Raw genomic sequence first — 16,992 nt, 5'->3', positions numbered from 1 at the left:
GAATGTTGGATGAGTGAGGAATAATGAGAAGCTAGACAAACAGTTACGAACTAATTGGGAGCCTGTCAGGCGCGGTGGCAGACAACATTCAGGACGAGTAGTCTGGCCAGGAAATAGGGAGGGCTCAGCCCATCCCTATAAATAGGAGAAATAAATGAAAATGTTCGGAAGGAATTACTGGCAGATCTGCAGTTTGACGTCGTTTTCTTCCATCAGACTGATAATGTTGGAGTTGGGTGCCTGATCAGTGAAGAACATATTGGCCTGGGTGATGCTGCCTAGCCTTACCATGGCCCGGCGGCCGAATTTGGAGTGGTCGGCGGCCAAGAAGACATGACGGCTGTGTTCAATAATCGCCTGTGCCACCCTGACTTCTCTATAGTCGTAATCCAGCAGGGTACCGTCTTCATCGATCGCGCTGATGCCGATAATACCGAAATCCAAGCGAAACTGTTTGACGAAATCCATTGTAGCCTCACCGACAATCCCTCCATCGCGGGCACGGACTTCGCCGGATGTGACGATCACCCGAAAGTCTTCTTTCTGACTCATCAGACTGGCAACATGGAGGTTGTTGGTGACCACCTGCAAACCGCTGTGATTCATCAACGCCTTGGCAATCGTCTCAGTGGTCGTTCCGATATTGATGAACAGGCTGCTGTGGTCAGGAATATGAAGTGCAATCTCCCGGGCAATGGCCTCCTTTTCCCGCAGATAGCGTATCTGTCGATCCTGATAGGGGAGGTTCTGGGTCGAGGTGGTTGAACTCGCACCACCGTGAAAACGCTGGATCAAATTGGCATCTGCCAGCAGGTTGAGGTCACGCCGGAGGGTTTGCGGTGTGACATCAAAACTTGATTCCAGTTCGTCGATCGTTGCCGAGCCATTCTGCTCGATCATTTTCAGGATATTGACCTGGCGGGCATTCAGCGGTTTTTCAAGCATCTTTTTCGTTATTGTTCCATTGCTGATAACTAGTGGGGCGTGAAGAAAGCGACTGAATTTTCCTCACAACCCACTAGCGGATAAAACAGGTGCGCCAATGTTCGGCACCCGAGCATTATGCAGCAATGTTGTGACGCTTGTAACCCTGCGGGTTGTGGCTATTGAAATGGCTTGTCGGCTTTAGCCTGACAGCAAACGAAGTACCTGTTGTGCCTGGCCGTTTGCCTGCGCGCGGACGGCGATTTGTGCCTGGTTACGAATCTGTTCGGAAATCAGGCTGGAAGCGGCTTCTGCAATATCGGTATCGGCGATTCGACTACGGGCTTCCGCGGCATTGACCCGGCTGGTCTCTGCCTGTGCGATAGTCGCTTCGAACCGGTTGGCAACGGCTCCGAATTCCGCATTTCTCTCGTTGATGACGGAAAAGCTGTCGTCAATGACCGATAGGGCGTTAACGGCGCCTTCCTGTGTGCTGATATCCAGCTCATCCAGACCAAGCTGGTTCAGCTGATCGAGGATATTGCCGCCTTGTATGGAAACCTCGTCTCCAGCATTTTCTCCAGTTTGGAAAGTCTGAGCGTCCTCGTTGGTAAAAACACTGACGCCGTTGAAATTGGTCTTTTCCAGGATTTGCTGAGTACTTTCGGCCAATTGGCCGGCTTCCTGTTGAAGCGCCTGGCGGTCCCTATCCGAGAGCGTACCGTTTGCTGCCTGTAATGACAGCTCCCGGATACGTTGCAGGTTATCCGTTACCTGGCCAAGAGCCCCGGAAGCCAGCTGGGTATAGGAGATGCCGTCTCCAGCGTTGCGGATGGCCACATTAAACCCGCCGATTCGGGCATCAAAGCGATTGGTAATCGCAAGCCCCGCAGGGTCATCTGCAGCACTGTTGATACGATTTCCTGAGCTGATTTGTTCAAATCGCTGGTTAATACGCGTATCGCTGATCGGAGGCAGGTTATTGAAGGTGTTGTTGATATTAATGGCCATGTTTGGCTGCTCCCCGCAGAAATATCGCCTACATTTGCTTAAGCGGACAATTTTAAAACTGGTCAGATATTGTACATCGTCATTTGTTAACGGGACTAACTACAATGCACGGATTTTCGTCGATTATTGGTAACCGCCTGTAGGAAGTACGTAATAAATCGGGCTTTAGGATCGTTATAAATGGTTAAAATGCCATTTGGCTGATAGTCGGCACTTTATTCATGGTGTAATTTAGGACGTTTATCTATATTTTGGTCAGTAAGTCCCAAAATTATCGCTAATGGCTCAGGATGGTCGTGGTAATTTGGTTACTGAAGAAAAACGAGGTGTACATCTACAGATGGATAAACGCTGGCTATCAGTAACTCTGGTCAGTATGTTGATTTTGCTCTTCATGGGGACAAAAGCCTATGCTGGTCAACTGGAGATTTCCGGGGAGCCGGAGGAGCCTGTTGATCTCTCTTCGGTGATGGAGTTCTGGCACGACGAGGATGGAAATCGTACGGTTTCAGAGCTTCCTGCTTCCGGGCAGGCCGCCTGGCAACATCTGAATGAAGAGACTGGGGTGAATTTCGGCTTTGACAGCAGCCCGTTGTGGATTCGCTTTGATCTTATTAGTACGAGTAACACCACGTTGTATCCTCTGCTGGTATTGGCTGCACCGACCCTGGATTTTGTTGAGATTTATACCTCTGAACCCCGCCATGGAATATTGAAGGTTCTGGATACCGGCAACGCTTACCCATTCCATTCCCGCCTTCTGGACAATCGAAACTTCATTCTTCCCCTGAATCTTGCTCCCGGAGAGCAGATGACGCTGTTCCTGAGAATCCGTGAAGCCGGGTCCATGCAGGTCCCGTTAACGCTATGGGATAGAGACCAATATTACAGCGATTATCAGTATGACCAGACCAAGTACGCGCTGTATTTTGGTCTGCTGCTGACATTGATGGCCTATAACCTGTTTCTGGCAATCACCCTTCGTTCGAGGGGGCACATATATTATGTTGGCTATATTGCAACGCTGATTCTTATCCAGGCCTCCCAAACAGGGCTGGGTCCTCAGTTTCTATGGCCCAATATGCCGGAATGGGGGTACTACTCCGTTCAACTCGGGGTGGCGATGTCTGTCGTCTGTGCCGGCTTTTTCAGTATCGAAGCGCTTGGACTGAAACAATGGCCCAGATTGTTGCGTTGGAACAAGGTGGTTATTTTTGTGGCTCTGGCGATTATGTTGCTGGGGCTGGTGCTACCCCTGGGTGTGCATCTGAAGTTGGTTGTTGCGCTTGGCATGGCCGGTCCGGCAGCTTTTCTGGTTGCCGGTTTCCTGACCTGGCCCCGTGGAGAGTTGTCTTCACGTCTATATACATTGGCGTGGGTTGCCCTGGCATTGGGGACGACTATCTATGGTCTGAACAAGTTTGGACTGATCCCCGCCAATTCGTTGACTAACAATGCATTCTGGTTTGGATCGGCCTTTGAAGGCCTGCTGCTGTCTTTCTCACTCGCAGCCAGGTTCAGTGCATTACAGAAAAATCGCCTTGAACTGCAACGGCAGATCGCTCAGGACAGGGAAAAACAATTCGAGCTGGAGTCTGCCGCTATTCAGGCTGAGGCGCAGAATCTGGCAAGAGGTGAATTTATTGCCACCTTCAGCCACGAAATCAGAACACCGATTAACGGTATTCTGGGGATGGCAGAATTGTTGGATGACACTGAGCTGAATGAACTGCAGCGCAATTATCTGCAGGCGATCAGAGGCAGTGGTGAAAATCTGTTGCACCTGATCAATGGCGTATTGGATTTTTCCAAAATCGAGGCCGGTCGATTGGAACTCGATCTGCAAGCGACCTCTCTCAAAATACTGGTCAACAACTGTTGTGAACTATTTGAGGCGATAGCCAACGAAAAAGGCATCGGCTTTGGGGTGCGATACGAAGGGCAGGTTCCCCGGATCGCTATGCTGGATCCCCTGAGAGTCAAACAGATACTCCTGAACCTGTTATCCAATGCATTTAAATTTACCGAAAAAGGATCTGTAGAGCTGGCTGTCATTGCCGTTGATGGTGAGCATCTGCGGTTTGAAGTGACGGATACGGGTATCGGCATAGAGGAAGAGCATCAGGATCTACTGTTCCAGTCGTTCTACCAGGGCGATAAGTCCACTACCCGTCGATACGGCGGAACCGGCTTGGGTCTGACCATATGCCGTAGCCTGGTGGAGTTGCATCAAGGCCGCATAGGGGTTACCAGTGCTCCGGACTGTGGGTCAACATTTTGGTTTGAGATTCCTTTGGAAGAGGTTGAAGAGATTGAAGAAGAGGAATCCCCTCTCGTAGAGGAAGAAAAAGCCTACCTTCTTTCGCCAAACACGTTTCGAGTGCTGGTCGCAGAGGACAATAAAGTGAACGCCATGGTCATCGAACGCTTCCTGGAGCGCTTTGGCTGTCAGGTGGAACTGTGCGAGAACGGTCAGGAAGCTCTGTCGGCATTTATGCTGAACCCAGAGGCTTATAAGGTAGTGCTGCTGGACTATGAAATGCCAATTATGGATGGGCATCAGGTCACTATTGAGATTCGCCGGCATGAAAACAACCTGGGCATTCAACCGGTCCCCATCGTGGGAATCAGTGCACACACGCTGCCAGAGACGGAGCAGCGGTTGAAAGAGGCCGGTATGAATGATTTTATCCACAAGCCCATTAACCGGGAACAGTTGGAGTGGATGCTAAAAAAGTACTCGGGATTCGAAGATTCTGCCTGATATCAACAAATCGGGCATAATATAACGGCCGTTCACGTCGAATCATCAAAAGAGGAACACCACACCATGCAGATCTGGGTAGATGCCGATGCCTGTCCCAACGTCATAAAAGATATTCTGTTTCGAGCATCTGAGCGTACCGGAACACTGCTTACCCTGGTGGCAAACCAGGCTGTGAAAACGCCTCCTTCTGCTTTGATAAAATCTTTGCAGGTTGAATCTGGGTTTGATGTGGCAGATAACACCATCGTTCAGAGAATGGAGCCGGGTGATCTGGTCATCACTGCAGATATCCCCCTGGCGGCTGAAGTGATTGAGAAGGGCGGGCATGCCTTGAATCCGCGCGGACAGTTTTATACCAGAGAAAACATCAAGCAGCGTCTGGCAATGCGGGATTTTATGGAAACCATGCGCAGTAGCGGCATACAAAGCGGCGGTCCAGCGGCATTCAATCATGGTGATCGTATGGAGTTTGCAAACCAGCTGGATCGATTTCTGGCAAAGAACAAATAAGATAAGGATTAAATGAGATGCATGGCCTGTTGATGGGTCCATAAACGGAAAGGGCACAGCTTCCATGCTGTGCCCTGCGATATGCGATACCGTTGCCATATCCTATGGCCTCTATCATCCCTGCCGCTTCCCTGCTACGCATCCTTACGTGTCATTTCGCATCCTTTCGAGAGTAATAATAGTGATTCGGCTATGGGGGCGAAAGTCTACATCTCCGCAATAAACGTGCGACATGTCCTACATCAGAAAGTTGAAAGGAAATAGCACGATTCGATCAATAAACTGATGCCATGTTGGTCTGTTCTGACCCCCAATTATCCCCGCCAGAAGGTCCTCGTAAATAGAATCATCACGGCAAGAAACTCAAGCCTGCCCAGCAACATACCAATGGTCAGTAACCACTTGGCACTGATCTCCAGGCTCTGAAAATTGCCGGCCGGGCCAATCATATCTCCAAGACCGGGGCCGACGTTCATGAGCGCTGTAGAGGCCCCTGTTATGCTGGTAATAAAGTCCAGGCCGGTCAAAGACAGGAGGAACGTCAGTACGATCAGTGTTGTCATCAGGAAGAACAGGAAGGCGATACAGGATTGAATGATATCGTCGCTGACCGTGCGACCACCGAATTTACTGGCAATAACTGCATTAGGGTGAACCGATTTAACCAGCTGGGTTTTCAACATGATGAAGAAAATCTGGCAACGAAAAATCTTCACCCCGCCGCTGGTAGAGCCCGAGCACCCACCAATGAAGGTCAGAAAGAAAAACAGTGCAATCGCCGCATTGCCCCAGTGGGAGTAGTCCGCACTGGCAAAGCCTGTGGTGGTGACGACAGATGTCACGTTTAGTGCGCTGAGCGTGAATGCTTCCCAAAAATCCATTCTTCCGGTGAATTCCAGGTCAACCGCCAGGATCAGGGAGACCCCCAACAACAGTCCTACCAGACCCTTCACCTGCACATCATTTACATGGATCAGACTACGATGTGACCACATCCGGACATACAGTAAAAAGGGAATCGAGCCTGCGATCATGAAAAATGTGCACATCCACTGCAGCAGTTTGGAATCAAACTGGCCGAAGGAAGAGTCGGATGTGGAGAAGCCTCCGGTGGAGACGGTGGTCATGGCATGATTGATGGCATTGAATGGAGACATTCCACCCACCCAGTAAGCCAGTGCACAGAGGACCGAGATGGCAAGATAGGCGGTGATGATGCCGACCAGCATCTGGTGCGCCCGTGGCGTGGTTTTTTCCGACCAGTCAGAGGATTCTGTCTGGAACAGCCGCATGCCCCCAACTTTCAATGATGGCAGGATCGCGATAGCCATGCCGATGATGCCGATACCGCCGAACCACTGCAGGATGGAACGCCATAACAGAATATCGCGTGGTGTGTGGTCGAGCCCTGACATGACAGTGGAACCGGTCGTCGTCAGTGCGGAAACGGTTTCGAATACAGCATCGGTGAAGGTGAGCGGATCCCGCATCATCAGGAAGGGCAGCAACCCGAACATGGGGACAACAAACCAGGCGCCACTGGTGATGACAAACAGCTGTTTTGATATCAGCCGTTCAACACCTTCACGGCTGAGTAAATGACAGACGACAGCACCGGCCATGGTAAGGGCGGCGCTGACGGAGAAGGCTTTAAGGTGAACAGGGTCACCGTAAAATACCAGAATCAACGGCAGTAGCATCATTGTGCCGAGTACCAGCAGGGCAATCGACAGTAGCCGGAACAACGGTTTGAATAGCTGCATCTGTGGGCGAATCCTGTTTACTGCAGAATAAAGAGATTGTGATAGAGAATATGCATGAATCAGTTTACCGGCTTACTCGTTGATAAATTCCATTAACACCACGTGGGTCTTGATATAACCCACTCCTTTGATAGACGAGATGGTTTCCCGGATTTTTGTTACGCGATCCATGGATTTTGCCTTAACGGTTAACATCATATCTGTATCACCGGCCACACCATGGCATACCTTGATCTCGGGTATGCGGCGAAGCTGACTGGCAATTTCTGCACATTGAGTATTGTTATAGCTGATTTCCAGATAAACGATGACGTCATCCTGAGCGCCGGAGCTCAATAGTACCTGATAGCCACGAATAATTCCGGTTTCTTCCAGCTTTCGAATCCGATCTGTGACCGCTGAGCGGGACAGATTGACCTTATCGGCAATAGATGACACAGATTGCCGGGCATTCTCCCGCAATAGCTGAATGATTTTTTCGTCAAAACGATCCACTGAGACCTCGGAAAGCTGGAGTGGCCAGTGAGCAGGGTTATCACTGTGCCGGCAGATCAGGCATTTTGGCGGTCATTTACGACAAATTGCAAGTATCAGATGCGATAGTCTAACCCTCTGATATGGCGGCATAACCGATTAATGGCAGCAAGCCATGAAATGAGTATTGCAGCCGGTAGATCTGTGAGTATGTAGCGGTCCGGCAAAAGGAAATATCGCATGAATGAATTAAAGCCAACATTGACCCTGGTTCAGGGGCTGGGCCTATTAACCTCCGCGCTACTTGGAACCGGCGTTTTCATGCTGCCGGAGCTGACCGTGCGAACGTCCGGGGGTAACGCATTGTGGGGCTGGATGGTGTTAATTCTGGCAATTCTGCCGGTGGCTTTGTCTTTTGGTCAGCTTGGGCGTCGTTTTCCCCATGCAGGGGGAGCCTCCCATTTTGTCGAGTTGGCCTTTGGAAAATTGCAGGGACGTATTGTGGGGTGGTTGTTTCTTGCCCTGTTGCCGGTAGGGCTTCCTGCAGCCATGGAAATGGCGGTCTGGTTTTTGGGCAGTCTGGTCAGCATGTCTGACGCTCAGCAGGTGATGGCAAAAGTGTTATTGCTGCTCATGATGATGGCGGTAAATCTACGTGGAATTAAGCTGTCCGGGGCAATCCAGACGACAATATCTGTCACTGTCTGCAGCGTTATATTTCTTCTGACCTGGCTGGCAATCGATGACTCCGGACCTACTGCGGCGACCCGATATAATCCGTTTACTGCTGACTCTCTCGAAATGGGAGCCGTGGCCGCTGCCGCTGCATTAGCGTTCTGGAGCTTTATCGGTGTTGAGGCCTTGGCCCACGTATCGTCCGAATTCAAGAATCCCCAGCGGGACTTTCCTCTGGCACTGATCATCGGTGTGCTCATCGTGGGTCTGGTGTATTCACTTGGTACCTGGCTGGTATTGTCCTATCCGGGTTCACTCTCACCCGATACCCCTGCCATGGTGATTCTATTCGATAAGTTGATCGGTCCCTGGGGCGGACTGTGCATCGGGCTGTTCGGATTTCTGTCCTGTGTCGCCACCATGAATATCTACCATGCCAGTGCCTCCCGTATGCTCTGGAGTCTGGCCAGGGGCGGTGATGCCCCACGGATGCTGGAAAAGCTCAACCGACAGCAGGCTCCGGTCAATAGCGTGATTGCAATGACGGTGGTCTGCCTGATCAGTCTCCTGATCTCCAGTAGCCTGAACATGTCACTAGAGGGGCTCATCATGCTGTCCAATGGCATCGTGGTGCTGATATACATTATGACCATGATGGCCGCGATCAGGCTGCTGTCCCGCTGGCGGAAACTCCTCGCGGCCGGAGGCATGCTCATCTGTGTCTGGCTGGCGGTGACTCTGGCTGCCTCCATGCTTTATGCAGGTGTCCTCTATGTCTCGTTATGGATCTGGTTCCGTAGCCGTTATCTTGGGGAGGCAGATCTTATGGGGAACGGAGTCTAAGGAGCCACTGAACTACTTCCTACAATGCACCCCCAGATGCTTGGCTATGCTTCTGCATCCGATTTAATCCTGCCGGATTCCAAAGGTGAGGAAATATTTCCGAAACTTAATGAGTCCGGTAGTTGACAGTATTTGACGGCGTTGCGATCCTCAATCCCAGTTTCTATCTTCAAAAGGCCCTACCAGCCCATTTGAGCTAAAGGCATAACGGCTATCAGGTATACATAACCTATGCCGGATATAAAAAGGTATTAAGGTGCAAAAAAATCTCTTACGGCCGTTGGTCAACGCCGTGCTGCTTTTATCCACATTCGGTCTGAACTCTTCCGTGTGGGCAAGCGAAACCTTTGAACAGTGTGTCGTCGGCCTTCAGGACACAGCCAGAAACCAGGGTATTTCCCCTCAGACGGTGGACCAGGTACTGGCAAAAGTGAACTACCTGGACAAAGTCATTGAGCTGGACCGACGCCAGCCCGAATTCACCACGCCATTCTCGGAATATCTGGGTCTTCGTGTTACTGAGCAAAAAGTAAAGAAAGGGCGCGAGCTGTATCATCAGTATCGCGATCTCTTGCAGCGGGTTACCCGTGAAACAGGGGTACCCGGGCATTATCTGGTCGCCTTCTGGGGGCTGGAAACCAACTTCGGTACCTATTTCGGGAAAATGTCGACTCTGGATTCCCTGGCAACACTGGCTTGCGATCCCAGGCGGAGTGAATATTTCACTCAGGAGTTGATGTCTGCGCTGAAAATTATCGACAGTGGCGATATCGAGCCGGAGCGTATGCAGGGATCCTGGGCCGGTGCTCTGGGGCATGTACAGTTCATGCCGTCGGTATTCCTCAAATATGCTCGTGATGCCGATAAGGACGGCACCCGGGATCTCTGGGGCAGCGTGCCGGATGCCATGCTATCTGCCGGAACCTTCTTAAAAGGAATCGGCTGGAAACCTCAACTACGCTGGGGAAGAGAAGTATTACTGCCCAAAGACTTCAACTATCGTCTGGCAGGTCTGGGGCAGACCAAATCCCTGGCGGAATGGAAAGAGCTGGGACTAACGGATGCATTTGGACGGTCGTTGGCGAATGTGAACATTCAGGCTTCGTTGCTGGTGCCCGCCGGCCATGCAGGTCCGGCGTTTCTGGTGTATGACAACTTTGAAGTCATCATGCGCTGGAACCGGTCAGAGTACTATGCTCTGGCTGTTGGACACCTGGCAGACCGTATTGCCGGAGCCGGGCCACTGCAGAATACTCCGCCAGCGGATTCTCCACGTTTGAGTCGTGTGATTGTTCTTCAGCTACAGGAAAAGTTAATTGCCTATGGTGTGGATCCCGGTACGCCTGACGGTATTCTGGGGCCGGCTACCCGCAAAGCATTGCGTGAGTATCAACATCAGGAAGGGTTGGTTGCGGATGGATATCCCGATGCAACAACCTTTGCCAGGCTGGGGGTTTCGTTTCCCGCGGTTGAGCAGTGAAGGCTTGGATCTCTTCTGCCAGGCTGTTCTGAAAGCAAATTGAGAGGCTAATCTGAAAGCTAATTGAAAGGCCAGGCTGAAAGTTAATTGAAAGGATGACCGGAAGGCTAATCAAAAGGTGAGCCGATTAAGGTAATCCAACGGATAAAAAGGCCGTTACCTTCATAAGGTAACGGCCCGATCAGTACTTAATGCAACTGTGATTCCGCCTGAGCCTGAATCATCAGGCATGCGTCAGGGTCATCAAGATCCACGCCCATCGGGACCTTGCTGAGTCGATTCCCAATTGACGAAGTCTGGTCAAACAATATCCCTTTTTCAGTTACCAGCAAGTCATGTCCGTCGAACCAGGGTCCGCTTCCGATGGCCAAAGCTGTCGGACTGTCAAAGCCGAACGGGGGAGAAGAAAAGATCACAGGGAACGATTCCTCTCCAGTATCAGGATCGGTATAGGCGGCAACGTAGTGTATGCGTCCGGTGATAAAGTTAGTTAGTGCAATGCCGCCACAATAGGTCTGGATATCGTCGACAATGGCTCCCGGCGCTTCCCACATAACGGTCTCGTTAAGCACCTGATTTCCATCCTTATCGTCTACATAGATTGGCACATTGCCATTGTTTTCAATGGTGAAGCGCTTAACCTTCTGGCCATCGGAAACATACAGATAGTTGCCTGCGATTTTCAGTCCGTTAGCATTACTTAAACCATGATTGGCACCCACCCAGTTTTTGGTAAAGCTGGCGATGCGGGGTAAATCTCCATCGAAATCCAGGGTAGCCTTGGCAATTCCTGAGACACCGAAGAAGTTGGTATCGGAAATTAACAGGTCGCCGCTGGCTGTAAAGGCCATGCCATTTGGAATGGTAAGAGAATCCATGGGGTCATTGCTGGAAGGTGAGATAACCTGGAATTGATAGTCAGGCTCTTCAAGGTTGGCCGCGAACAGGTAGTTATTGGTAAATACCAGCCACTGTCTTCGTTCACAGGCGGTAAATACCCAATTATCCCGCTGGGCAAGTCCTGTAAAAGTACATTTGAAATCCGGGAATAACGAACGTTTGCTGTAGCTGACGGTGCCGTTCTGATCTTCGTCACGCATGACCTGGAAGACGCCGCTGCCACCGGTCACCAGCAGGTCACCGTTACTGGCAAACATCAGGTTCTCTGCATCGGGTACCTTGACGATCATTTCTTTTTCGATGCACCCGCTTAGCAGGGTCGCCGAGGCTAACAGGGCAATACAGTATTTGGTCGACATGTTTAACTAGTCCCTTATGTTGTTGTAGTGGGGCTGCCAAATGGTCGGCAGCCCCAGGAGGGCCAATTATTGGTAAACAGTCGATGATAGTCATCCCCCAAATGGGGGCAGATCCGCTTCTGTGATCAGTGTCGCCATGTTCTTGGCTGCCGTCTCGCTTCCGGACTCTGCCTGCCACTCGATATAACGGGAGCAGACCGCGGCGACCTCTACCTTGTGTTTCAAGGCCTTCAGGTCGCTGGCATCGCGCACCCCAAAACCCACAGCCAGTGGCAGATCGGTATATTGACGTATGCGGTTTAAATAGAGATCGAACGCTTCGTCCCATCGGGTCTGGTGTCCGGTGACTCCCATTCGTGCGACAACATATATCATCATGCGGCTGGCCTGACAGATTCGTTGCAGCCGGCTTTCAGGAGTGTTGGGGGTCACCATCAGGACGGGAGCCAGATTCAATTCGTCCAGTAGCGGTAACATGGGCTCCACCGATTCTACCGGCCAGTCCGGAATGATCAGACCCTGTATCCCTGCTTCGGCGGCATCACGAAAGCATTGTTCCAATCCATACCGGTAAAGAGGATTCAAGTAACTCATCAGGATGAAAGTGACCTGGGGATGTCGTGCTGTGGCCTGACGTGCAAGCTCAAGCGTGGCGGCCACGGAGCCACCTTGCTTGAGCGCAAGATAACAGGCGTTGACCAGAGTCGGGCCATCCGCAACCGGATCACTGAACGGTACCTGCAACTCAATCATGCGCACACCGGCACTGACCAGACCATCAATTGCCCGTAGATTTTCGTCCAGGGAAGGAAAACCAACCACTGCGTGAGACATAACCTGTAAAGAGGTTCCCGACTTAAGCATGGCGATTCTCCTTATGTGCTGTGTCGCTTTTTTGGACTGACGGCTCTTGTTCTGCTGAAGGTTCCTGTTGCGCTGAAGGCTCTTGAGTATGCCGCTCCAGCTCCCGTTGCAGGAATGCGGTCCACTCGGGCTGAGGGAAAGCTCTGGCGACATTGAAAATGTCTTTGTCGCCCCGTCCACTCAGGTTGATGACCAGATGCTGGTCGTTGTTCATGGTGGCCGCTTTTCGAAATCCTCCGGCCAATGCATGAGAAGACTCCAGTGCGGGGATAATACCCTCAAATTTCATGAGCAATTTGAATGCTTCCAGAACTTCTTCATCATTGGCTGAGTCGGCAGTGAGTCTTCCGCTTTGGCTGAGGTGTGCAATGATGGGTGAAACCCCTACGTAATCCAGACCGGCGGCAATGCTGTGGGTATGTCCCAACTGACCATCTTCATTCTGAAGGAACAGGGTTTTAAAGCCTTGGGCTATACCGGTTTCGGCGGTGTCGGGTTTTAATCTGATGGAGTGATCGCCATCTCCCATTCCGCGGCCGCCGGCTTCCACGCCGACTAATGTGACGTCATGGTGATCCAGGAACGGGGAAAACGCTCCCATGGCATTACTGCCACCGCCGACACAAGCCACGATGGCATCCGGCAGCCTACCGATGGCTTCTTGAATCTGGTCCTGGAGCTCGATACCAATCACACTCTGGAAATAAGTCACCAGCTCAGGGAAGGGGGCCGGACCACAGGCGGTTCCCAAAACATAGTGAGTAGTTTCACAGCTGGCAGCCCAATCCCGAAGTGCTTCGTCCATGGCTTCCTTGAGAGTTCGCGCCCCGGTAGAAACCGGAACCACATTGGCGCCCAGCTGGCGCATCCAGAAAACATTGCTGTACTGACGCTCAATATCATCAGCGCCCATGTAAATGGTGGCTTCCAATCCCAACCTTGCGGCCATGATTGCAGTGGCCAATCCGTGTTGACCGGCGCCGGTTTCGGCGATGACCCGTTTTTTGCCCAGACGCTTCACCAACAGGCCCTGTCCCAGCACATTGTTGACCTTATGGGCTCCGGAGTGGTTCAAGTCTTCCCGTTTCAACCATATTCTGGCGCCGCCGATATGATCTGACAGCCGATGACATGGGGTCAGCGGCGTTGGACGTCCACTGAATTGCCGGGTCAGGGTGACATATTCCTGCCAGAAATCCGCATCTTCCCGCAACTGGGCAAACATCTGCTCCAGCTCTGTTAATGCCGGAAGCAGAATCTCCGGGACAAAGCGGCCCCCGAAATCGCCGAACATACCATTTTGGCTGCGGATCATGGTGAATCTCCTTTGCATATTTCTGTGCATTGATCAGGCTTTTCCTGACCAGGTATAGAACTTATCGACCCCTTGTTAGATAATGCTGGGGTGTACCCAATTTAAACTAAACGGTTTAGTTAAAATATAGCGAAAGGAATCAAATGGCAAGGGCATCAAAGAAAGATTTTATTGTGCAAACCGCAACCGGCGTGTTCCTGGAAAATGGATTTAAGGGCACCTCCATCGACATGGTGGTAAGTGCCTGCCAGGTATCCAAGCCGACGGTTTACAACCATTTTCCGGACAAGTCGGAGTTAATCTCCGCTGTTGTCGAGCGCTGGATGCAACTGCATCCGGTGACGCTTGATGAGATTTTCTCGGAAATACACTGGGAGGAACGGTTAGCAACATCCTGGTGGAATGACGAGGCCATATCACTGTACAGGCTGGTGATAGGTGAAGGCTGGCGGTTCGAAAATACGGCAGAGCGCTTTTGGCAGGAATATGACGCCAAATGGCGGGATCTTGCTATTACTTGTTATAAACATCTGGAAATTCAATCCATGACCGACGACCACCTGCAAGCCTGGATCAGTCATCAACTGTGGAGCCGGCTCAGACCCGCTTAGGGATGGCAAAGCGTACCCGAAGTTTGCCTCGGTGAACTTCCACATTACGGACGACCGAACGAACCAGCCTGTGCTTCAGGCTGGTATTGCGAAACTTAAAGAGTGGCACGTTCACCACAAAGCGGGATAACAGGCTCCTCACCAGAACTCTTACCGGGGTCAGGTAACCCGGTGGAATCGACCCGAGCGCGAATTCACAGATCTCGGGCCGGTTCAGATAAAACGCTCCTTCCTCTGTGTCATAAACCAGTACTCCTGACAGTTCCAAGTGCCCTTCGGTTTTAATCTGGCCCGGCAGCCGCACCAATAATTGCACCCGCAGGTGGATGCGATTGGCACGTTCGTCGAGTTTTACCCGGGGATCAGCGAGCTGGATGTAAATACCCAATTTGCGGGTTTCCAGAGGGAAAAACCGCCCCAGGTGTCGTTCCAGAGCCTTGTCCGTCAGAGCCAGCCTGTAAGCCAGGGCTCGCACAATCTGGCGGCTTATATGATAGGGCGAAAAAGCATGTGGCGGATGCATGGTCAGATGTCGAGTTCCTGATTTTGACAGTTTTCCATAGACCCTGGCAGCCTAATGAGTCCTTTCAAGAGAGTCCAGCCGGTAACCTGTCAGGCGTGATTTTTGTGTCGGTGTTCAAATCGTGGATGTGCGGACGAGCATGTCGCAATAGCATTTGTGCATCCATTCACTTTGTCATGGGGATCATTAAAAAAACGTTACCGTGACCATTAAAGATGGAAGGCTGATTAACTATTCCGGAGTAACGTGTTATACACACCATCATATGCGTCGGGTATCGTCCCCCGCCTGTTTTCACTGGTCCGGATATTATTACGTCATGAACATGAAATCTGTTTTTATATTGTCTTTTCTGACAGCCTTCCTCTCAGCCTGTGCTACTTGGTCACCGCTGAGTATTAGCGAGAGCACTTTGGAAGGCTACCTGCAGGAGCAGGTGCAGCGGTTTGATCAGGAGCAGCTTAAATCAGGATCTCCCCTGAGCGTGAAACTGAGCGATGTGGATATAACGTTGGGGCCGGATGGCCGCGAAGTTGCGGTGTTGAGTGTGCAGGGGGAAGTCGCGGTAAACGCGTTGGTCACTAAAATACCGGTGGATGTGTTTCTGAAAGTGGAAGGTGCCCCGGTGTATAAAAGCGATGAAAAGGCGATCTATATTCGCCGTCTTAACCTGCTCGACAGCCGTGTAGAGTCGACGCTATTCAAAGGGGACTTCAAGCCGGTGACGGATAATCTTATGCGTGCACTTGCGCAGATGCTGGAGACCATGCCGGTATACCGTCTGGATGAGTCCAATCTCACCGGTCAGCTATTGGGAATGGCCGATCTTGATATCAAGGTGGCTCCCGGCAAACTGGTGCTGGTGCCTGCGGAAGCTTCCCGCAAGTAGACTGTAAGAATCAATAGAGAATATCCAGGTTCCCGCCTGCTTCAGGCGGGAGTACTGTTGGCTTTGATGGTGTTCACGACAACGCGGTTGCGCCCGGTTTCCTTGGCATCGTAAAGCGCCTCATCCGCCTTTTCGAACAATTGATCATAGGGAGTGTCGCAGGGGGCTTTGGTGACACCGATGGAAACCGTCATGGGAATCACCTGTTCCTCGTATCGCACGGGGTGGTTATCCACAATATGCCGAATGCGTTCTGCGATCTGTTCAGCCAGGTCTGCATCTGCCTGACCCAGGAATATACCAAACTCCTCGCCTCCCAGGCGCCCGAAAATATCATACTCTCTCAACGTCTGTCGGATCAGGCTCGCCATATGTACCAGGGCGGCATCGCCAGCCTGATGACCATACTGATCGTTAAGCTTTTTAAAGTGATCAATATCTATAACCAGCAGGGCGGCCTGAGCACCGGAGCGCCAGCATCGGTTGAGCTCCGCTTCGGCTGAGCTGGTAAAACAGCGCCGGTTGGCGATACCGGTTAATTCATCAGTAAGCGCTAGCTGCCGGAGCTTATGGTTACTTTGTTGAATTCTTTCTTCCAAGCGTTTCTGCTCGGAAATATTTTTGGCGTGTACCAGCAGTTCTTCTTTATCGTTCAACTGCTCTGAAAATAGATACCAGCGACCATCGGTCAGGTTAACCTCGTAAATCCTGAAGTCTTTCGAGCGCCGGACACTTTGCGCATATTGCAGCCAGCCTTCAAGGTCGTCCGCATCGATGCGCAATCCCTGGTTCAATTCATAGGATTGTTTGGCCAGATCTTCGAATGTTTTACCCAGCAGGTCCTTGCAGTCACTGTGAAAAATTTCGGCGAAGGAAACATTGCAATAGATCAACGCATCTTCATCGTTGAACACCGCGTAGGCATCGCCACTTTTGTCCACAAAATCGAATAGTTTTCGTTGTATTCCTTTATCTTTGGAAAACATGCCGGGCTCCGCTTCCAATGAGTCTGTTGTTATTTCTTGTTTCTTTCAGCCTGATAGCGTCTGCGGCCAATCGATATACATGCTTGTCCCAAAGGGGG

General features: G+C 51.3%; 15 protein-coding genes. 6 read left to right on the top strand and 9 right to left on the bottom strand.

What is annotated here, in order from left to right; translation table 11 throughout:
* Nucleotides 1-174: 174 nt before the first annotated feature.
* On the bottom strand, nt 175-945 hold the full coding sequence (locus tag BTA51_RS11560; RefSeq protein WP_094707622.1) for a DeoR/GlpR family transcriptional regulator: 771 nt from the start codon (nt 943-945) through the stop codon (nt 175-177).
* A 180-nt stretch (nt 946-1,125) separates the two neighbouring features.
* A complete protein-coding gene (locus tag BTA51_RS11555; RefSeq protein WP_094707621.1) occupies nt 1,126-1,935 on the bottom strand; it encodes a flagellin in 810 nt (269 codons plus the stop codon).
* A 340-nt stretch (nt 1,936-2,275) separates the two neighbouring features.
* On the opposite strand from BTA51_RS11555, the gene BTA51_RS11550 reads away from it, so the two are divergent.
* Together BTA51_RS11550 and BTA51_RS11545 are read left to right on the top strand one after the other, a co-directional pair.
* On the top strand, nt 2,276-4,699 hold the full coding sequence (locus tag BTA51_RS11550; protein WP_168188137.1) for a hybrid sensor histidine kinase/response regulator: 2,424 nt from the start codon (nt 2,276-2,278) through the stop codon (nt 4,697-4,699).
* 66 nt (nt 4,700-4,765) lie between these two features.
* Complete coding sequence (locus BTA51_RS11545; protein WP_094707619.1) at nt 4,766-5,212, top strand: YaiI/YqxD family protein; 447 nt, start codon at nt 4,766-4,768, stop codon at nt 5,210-5,212.
* Nucleotides 5,213-5,526: 314 nt separating this feature from the next.
* Here BTA51_RS11545 and BTA51_RS11540 read toward each other — a convergent pair whose 3' ends face one another.
* Together BTA51_RS11540 and BTA51_RS11535 are read right to left on the bottom strand one after the other, a co-directional pair.
* Entirely contained in the window at nt 5,527-6,975 is a 1,449-nt protein-coding gene (locus BTA51_RS11540) for a TrkH family potassium uptake protein (RefSeq protein ID WP_094707618.1), read from the bottom strand.
* Nucleotides 6,976-7,047: 72 nt separating this feature from the next.
* Nucleotides 7,048-7,470, bottom strand: coding sequence for an Lrp/AsnC family transcriptional regulator (locus BTA51_RS11535; RefSeq protein ID WP_094707617.1), 423 nt, complete (start codon nt 7,468-7,470; stop codon nt 7,048-7,050).
* 219 nt (nt 7,471-7,689) lie between these two features.
* On the opposite strand from BTA51_RS11535, the gene yjeH reads away from it, so the two are divergent.
* Both yjeH and BTA51_RS11525 read left to right on the top strand, forming a co-directional pair.
* The gene (gene yjeH, locus BTA51_RS11530; protein WP_094707616.1) at nt 7,690-8,967 is read left to right on the top strand and encodes an L-methionine/branched-chain amino acid transporter; all 1,278 of its coding nucleotides are present in this window, start codon (nt 7,690-7,692) and stop codon (nt 8,965-8,967) included.
* 256 nt (nt 8,968-9,223) lie between these two features.
* Nucleotides 9,224-10,447 carry a lytic murein transglycosylase gene (locus tag BTA51_RS11525; RefSeq protein ID WP_094707615.1) on the top strand — a complete coding sequence of 408 codons (1,224 nt, stop codon included), beginning with the start codon at nt 9,224-9,226 and terminating at the stop codon, nt 10,445-10,447.
* A 188-nt stretch (nt 10,448-10,635) separates the two neighbouring features.
* On the opposite strand, the gene BTA51_RS11520 is transcribed toward BTA51_RS11525, so the two are convergent.
* The 3 genes from BTA51_RS11520 to trpB all read right to left on the bottom strand — a co-directional run bounded on the left by BTA51_RS11520 (nt 10,636) and on the right by trpB (nt 13,885).
* Complete coding sequence (locus BTA51_RS11520) at nt 10,636-11,706, bottom strand: hypothetical protein (RefSeq protein WP_094707614.1); 1,071 nt, start codon at nt 11,704-11,706, stop codon at nt 10,636-10,638.
* Nucleotides 11,707-11,796: 90 nt separating this feature from the next.
* Nucleotides 11,797-12,570, bottom strand: a complete 774-nt coding sequence (gene trpA, locus BTA51_RS11515) for a tryptophan synthase subunit alpha (RefSeq protein ID WP_094707613.1) — start codon at nt 12,568-12,570, stop codon at nt 11,797-11,799.
* Nucleotides 12,563-13,885 carry a tryptophan synthase subunit beta gene (gene trpB, locus BTA51_RS11510; protein WP_094707612.1) on the bottom strand — a complete coding sequence of 441 codons (1,323 nt, stop codon included), beginning with the start codon at nt 13,883-13,885 and terminating at the stop codon, nt 12,563-12,565. Before trpB ends, trpA begins: the two co-directional genes overlap by 8 nt.
* Before the next feature lie 143 nt (nt 13,886-14,028).
* Between trpB and BTA51_RS11505 the strand changes: the two genes are divergently transcribed.
* Nucleotides 14,029-14,496, top strand: a complete 468-nt coding sequence (locus BTA51_RS11505; protein ID WP_094707611.1) for a TetR/AcrR family transcriptional regulator — start codon at nt 14,029-14,031, stop codon at nt 14,494-14,496.
* Here the strand turns inward: BTA51_RS11505 and BTA51_RS11500 are convergent.
* The gene (locus tag BTA51_RS11500; RefSeq protein ID WP_094707610.1) at nt 14,483-15,019 is read right to left on the bottom strand and encodes a DUF1439 domain-containing protein; all 537 of its coding nucleotides are present in this window, start codon (nt 15,017-15,019) and stop codon (nt 14,483-14,485) included. The genes BTA51_RS11505 and BTA51_RS11500 overlap by 14 nt on opposite strands.
* A 319-nt stretch (nt 15,020-15,338) precedes the next feature.
* On the opposite strand from BTA51_RS11500, the gene BTA51_RS11495 reads away from it, so the two are divergent.
* Complete coding sequence (locus BTA51_RS11495) at nt 15,339-15,908, top strand: DUF1439 domain-containing protein (protein WP_094707609.1); 570 nt, start codon at nt 15,339-15,341, stop codon at nt 15,906-15,908.
* Between the two features lie 41 nt (nt 15,909-15,949).
* On the opposite strand, the gene BTA51_RS11490 is transcribed toward BTA51_RS11495, so the two are convergent.
* Nucleotides 15,950-16,894 carry a sensor domain-containing diguanylate cyclase gene (locus BTA51_RS11490; protein ID WP_094707608.1) on the bottom strand — a complete coding sequence of 315 codons (945 nt, stop codon included), beginning with the start codon at nt 16,892-16,894 and terminating at the stop codon, nt 15,950-15,952.
* Nucleotides 16,895-16,992: the final 98 nt, after the last annotated feature.

The organism is Hahella sp. CCB-MM4 (assembly GCF_002260525.1).
GTDB lineage: Bacteria > Pseudomonadota > Gammaproteobacteria > Pseudomonadales > Oleiphilaceae > Hahella.
Note: the sequence above shows the minus strand (reverse complement) of the source record. Positions and strands in the feature narration are given on the sequence as shown.

Coding starts and splice junctions, on each gene's coding strand:
- BTA51_RS11560 (WP_094707622.1), bottom strand. CDS start 945: ATGCTTGAAAAACCGCTGAATGCCCGCCAGGTCAATATCCTGAAAATG.
- BTA51_RS11555 (WP_094707621.1), bottom strand. CDS start 1,935: ATGGCCATTAATATCAACAACACCTTCAATAACCTGCCTCCGATCAGC.
- BTA51_RS11550 (WP_168188137.1), top strand. CDS start 2,276: ATGGATAAACGCTGGCTATCAGTAACTCTGGTCAGTATGTTGATTTTG.
- BTA51_RS11545 (WP_094707619.1), top strand. CDS start 4,766: ATGCAGATCTGGGTAGATGCCGATGCCTGTCCCAACGTCATAAAAGAT.
- BTA51_RS11540 (WP_094707618.1), bottom strand. CDS start 6,975: ATGCAGCTATTCAAACCGTTGTTCCGGCTACTGTCGATTGCCCTGCTG.
- yjeH (WP_094707616.1), top strand. CDS start 7,690: ATGAATGAATTAAAGCCAACATTGACCCTGGTTCAGGGGCTGGGCCTA.
- BTA51_RS11520 (WP_094707614.1), bottom strand. CDS start 11,706: ATGTCGACCAAATACTGTATTGCCCTGTTAGCCTCGGCGACCCTGCTA.
- trpA (WP_094707613.1), bottom strand. CDS start 12,570: ATGCTTAAGTCGGGAACCTCTTTACAGGTTATGTCTCACGCAGTGGTT.
- trpB (WP_094707612.1), bottom strand. CDS start 13,885: ATGATCCGCAGCCAAAATGGTATGTTCGGCGATTTCGGGGGCCGCTTT.
- BTA51_RS11505 (WP_094707611.1), top strand. CDS start 14,029: ATGGCAAGGGCATCAAAGAAAGATTTTATTGTGCAAACCGCAACCGGC.
- BTA51_RS11500 (WP_094707610.1), bottom strand. CDS start 15,019: ATGCATCCGCCACATGCTTTTTCGCCCTATCATATAAGCCGCCAGATT.
- BTA51_RS11495 (WP_094707609.1), top strand. CDS start 15,339: ATGAACATGAAATCTGTTTTTATATTGTCTTTTCTGACAGCCTTCCTC.
- BTA51_RS11490 (WP_094707608.1), bottom strand. CDS start 16,894: ATGTTTTCCAAAGATAAAGGAATACAACGAAAACTATTCGATTTTGTG.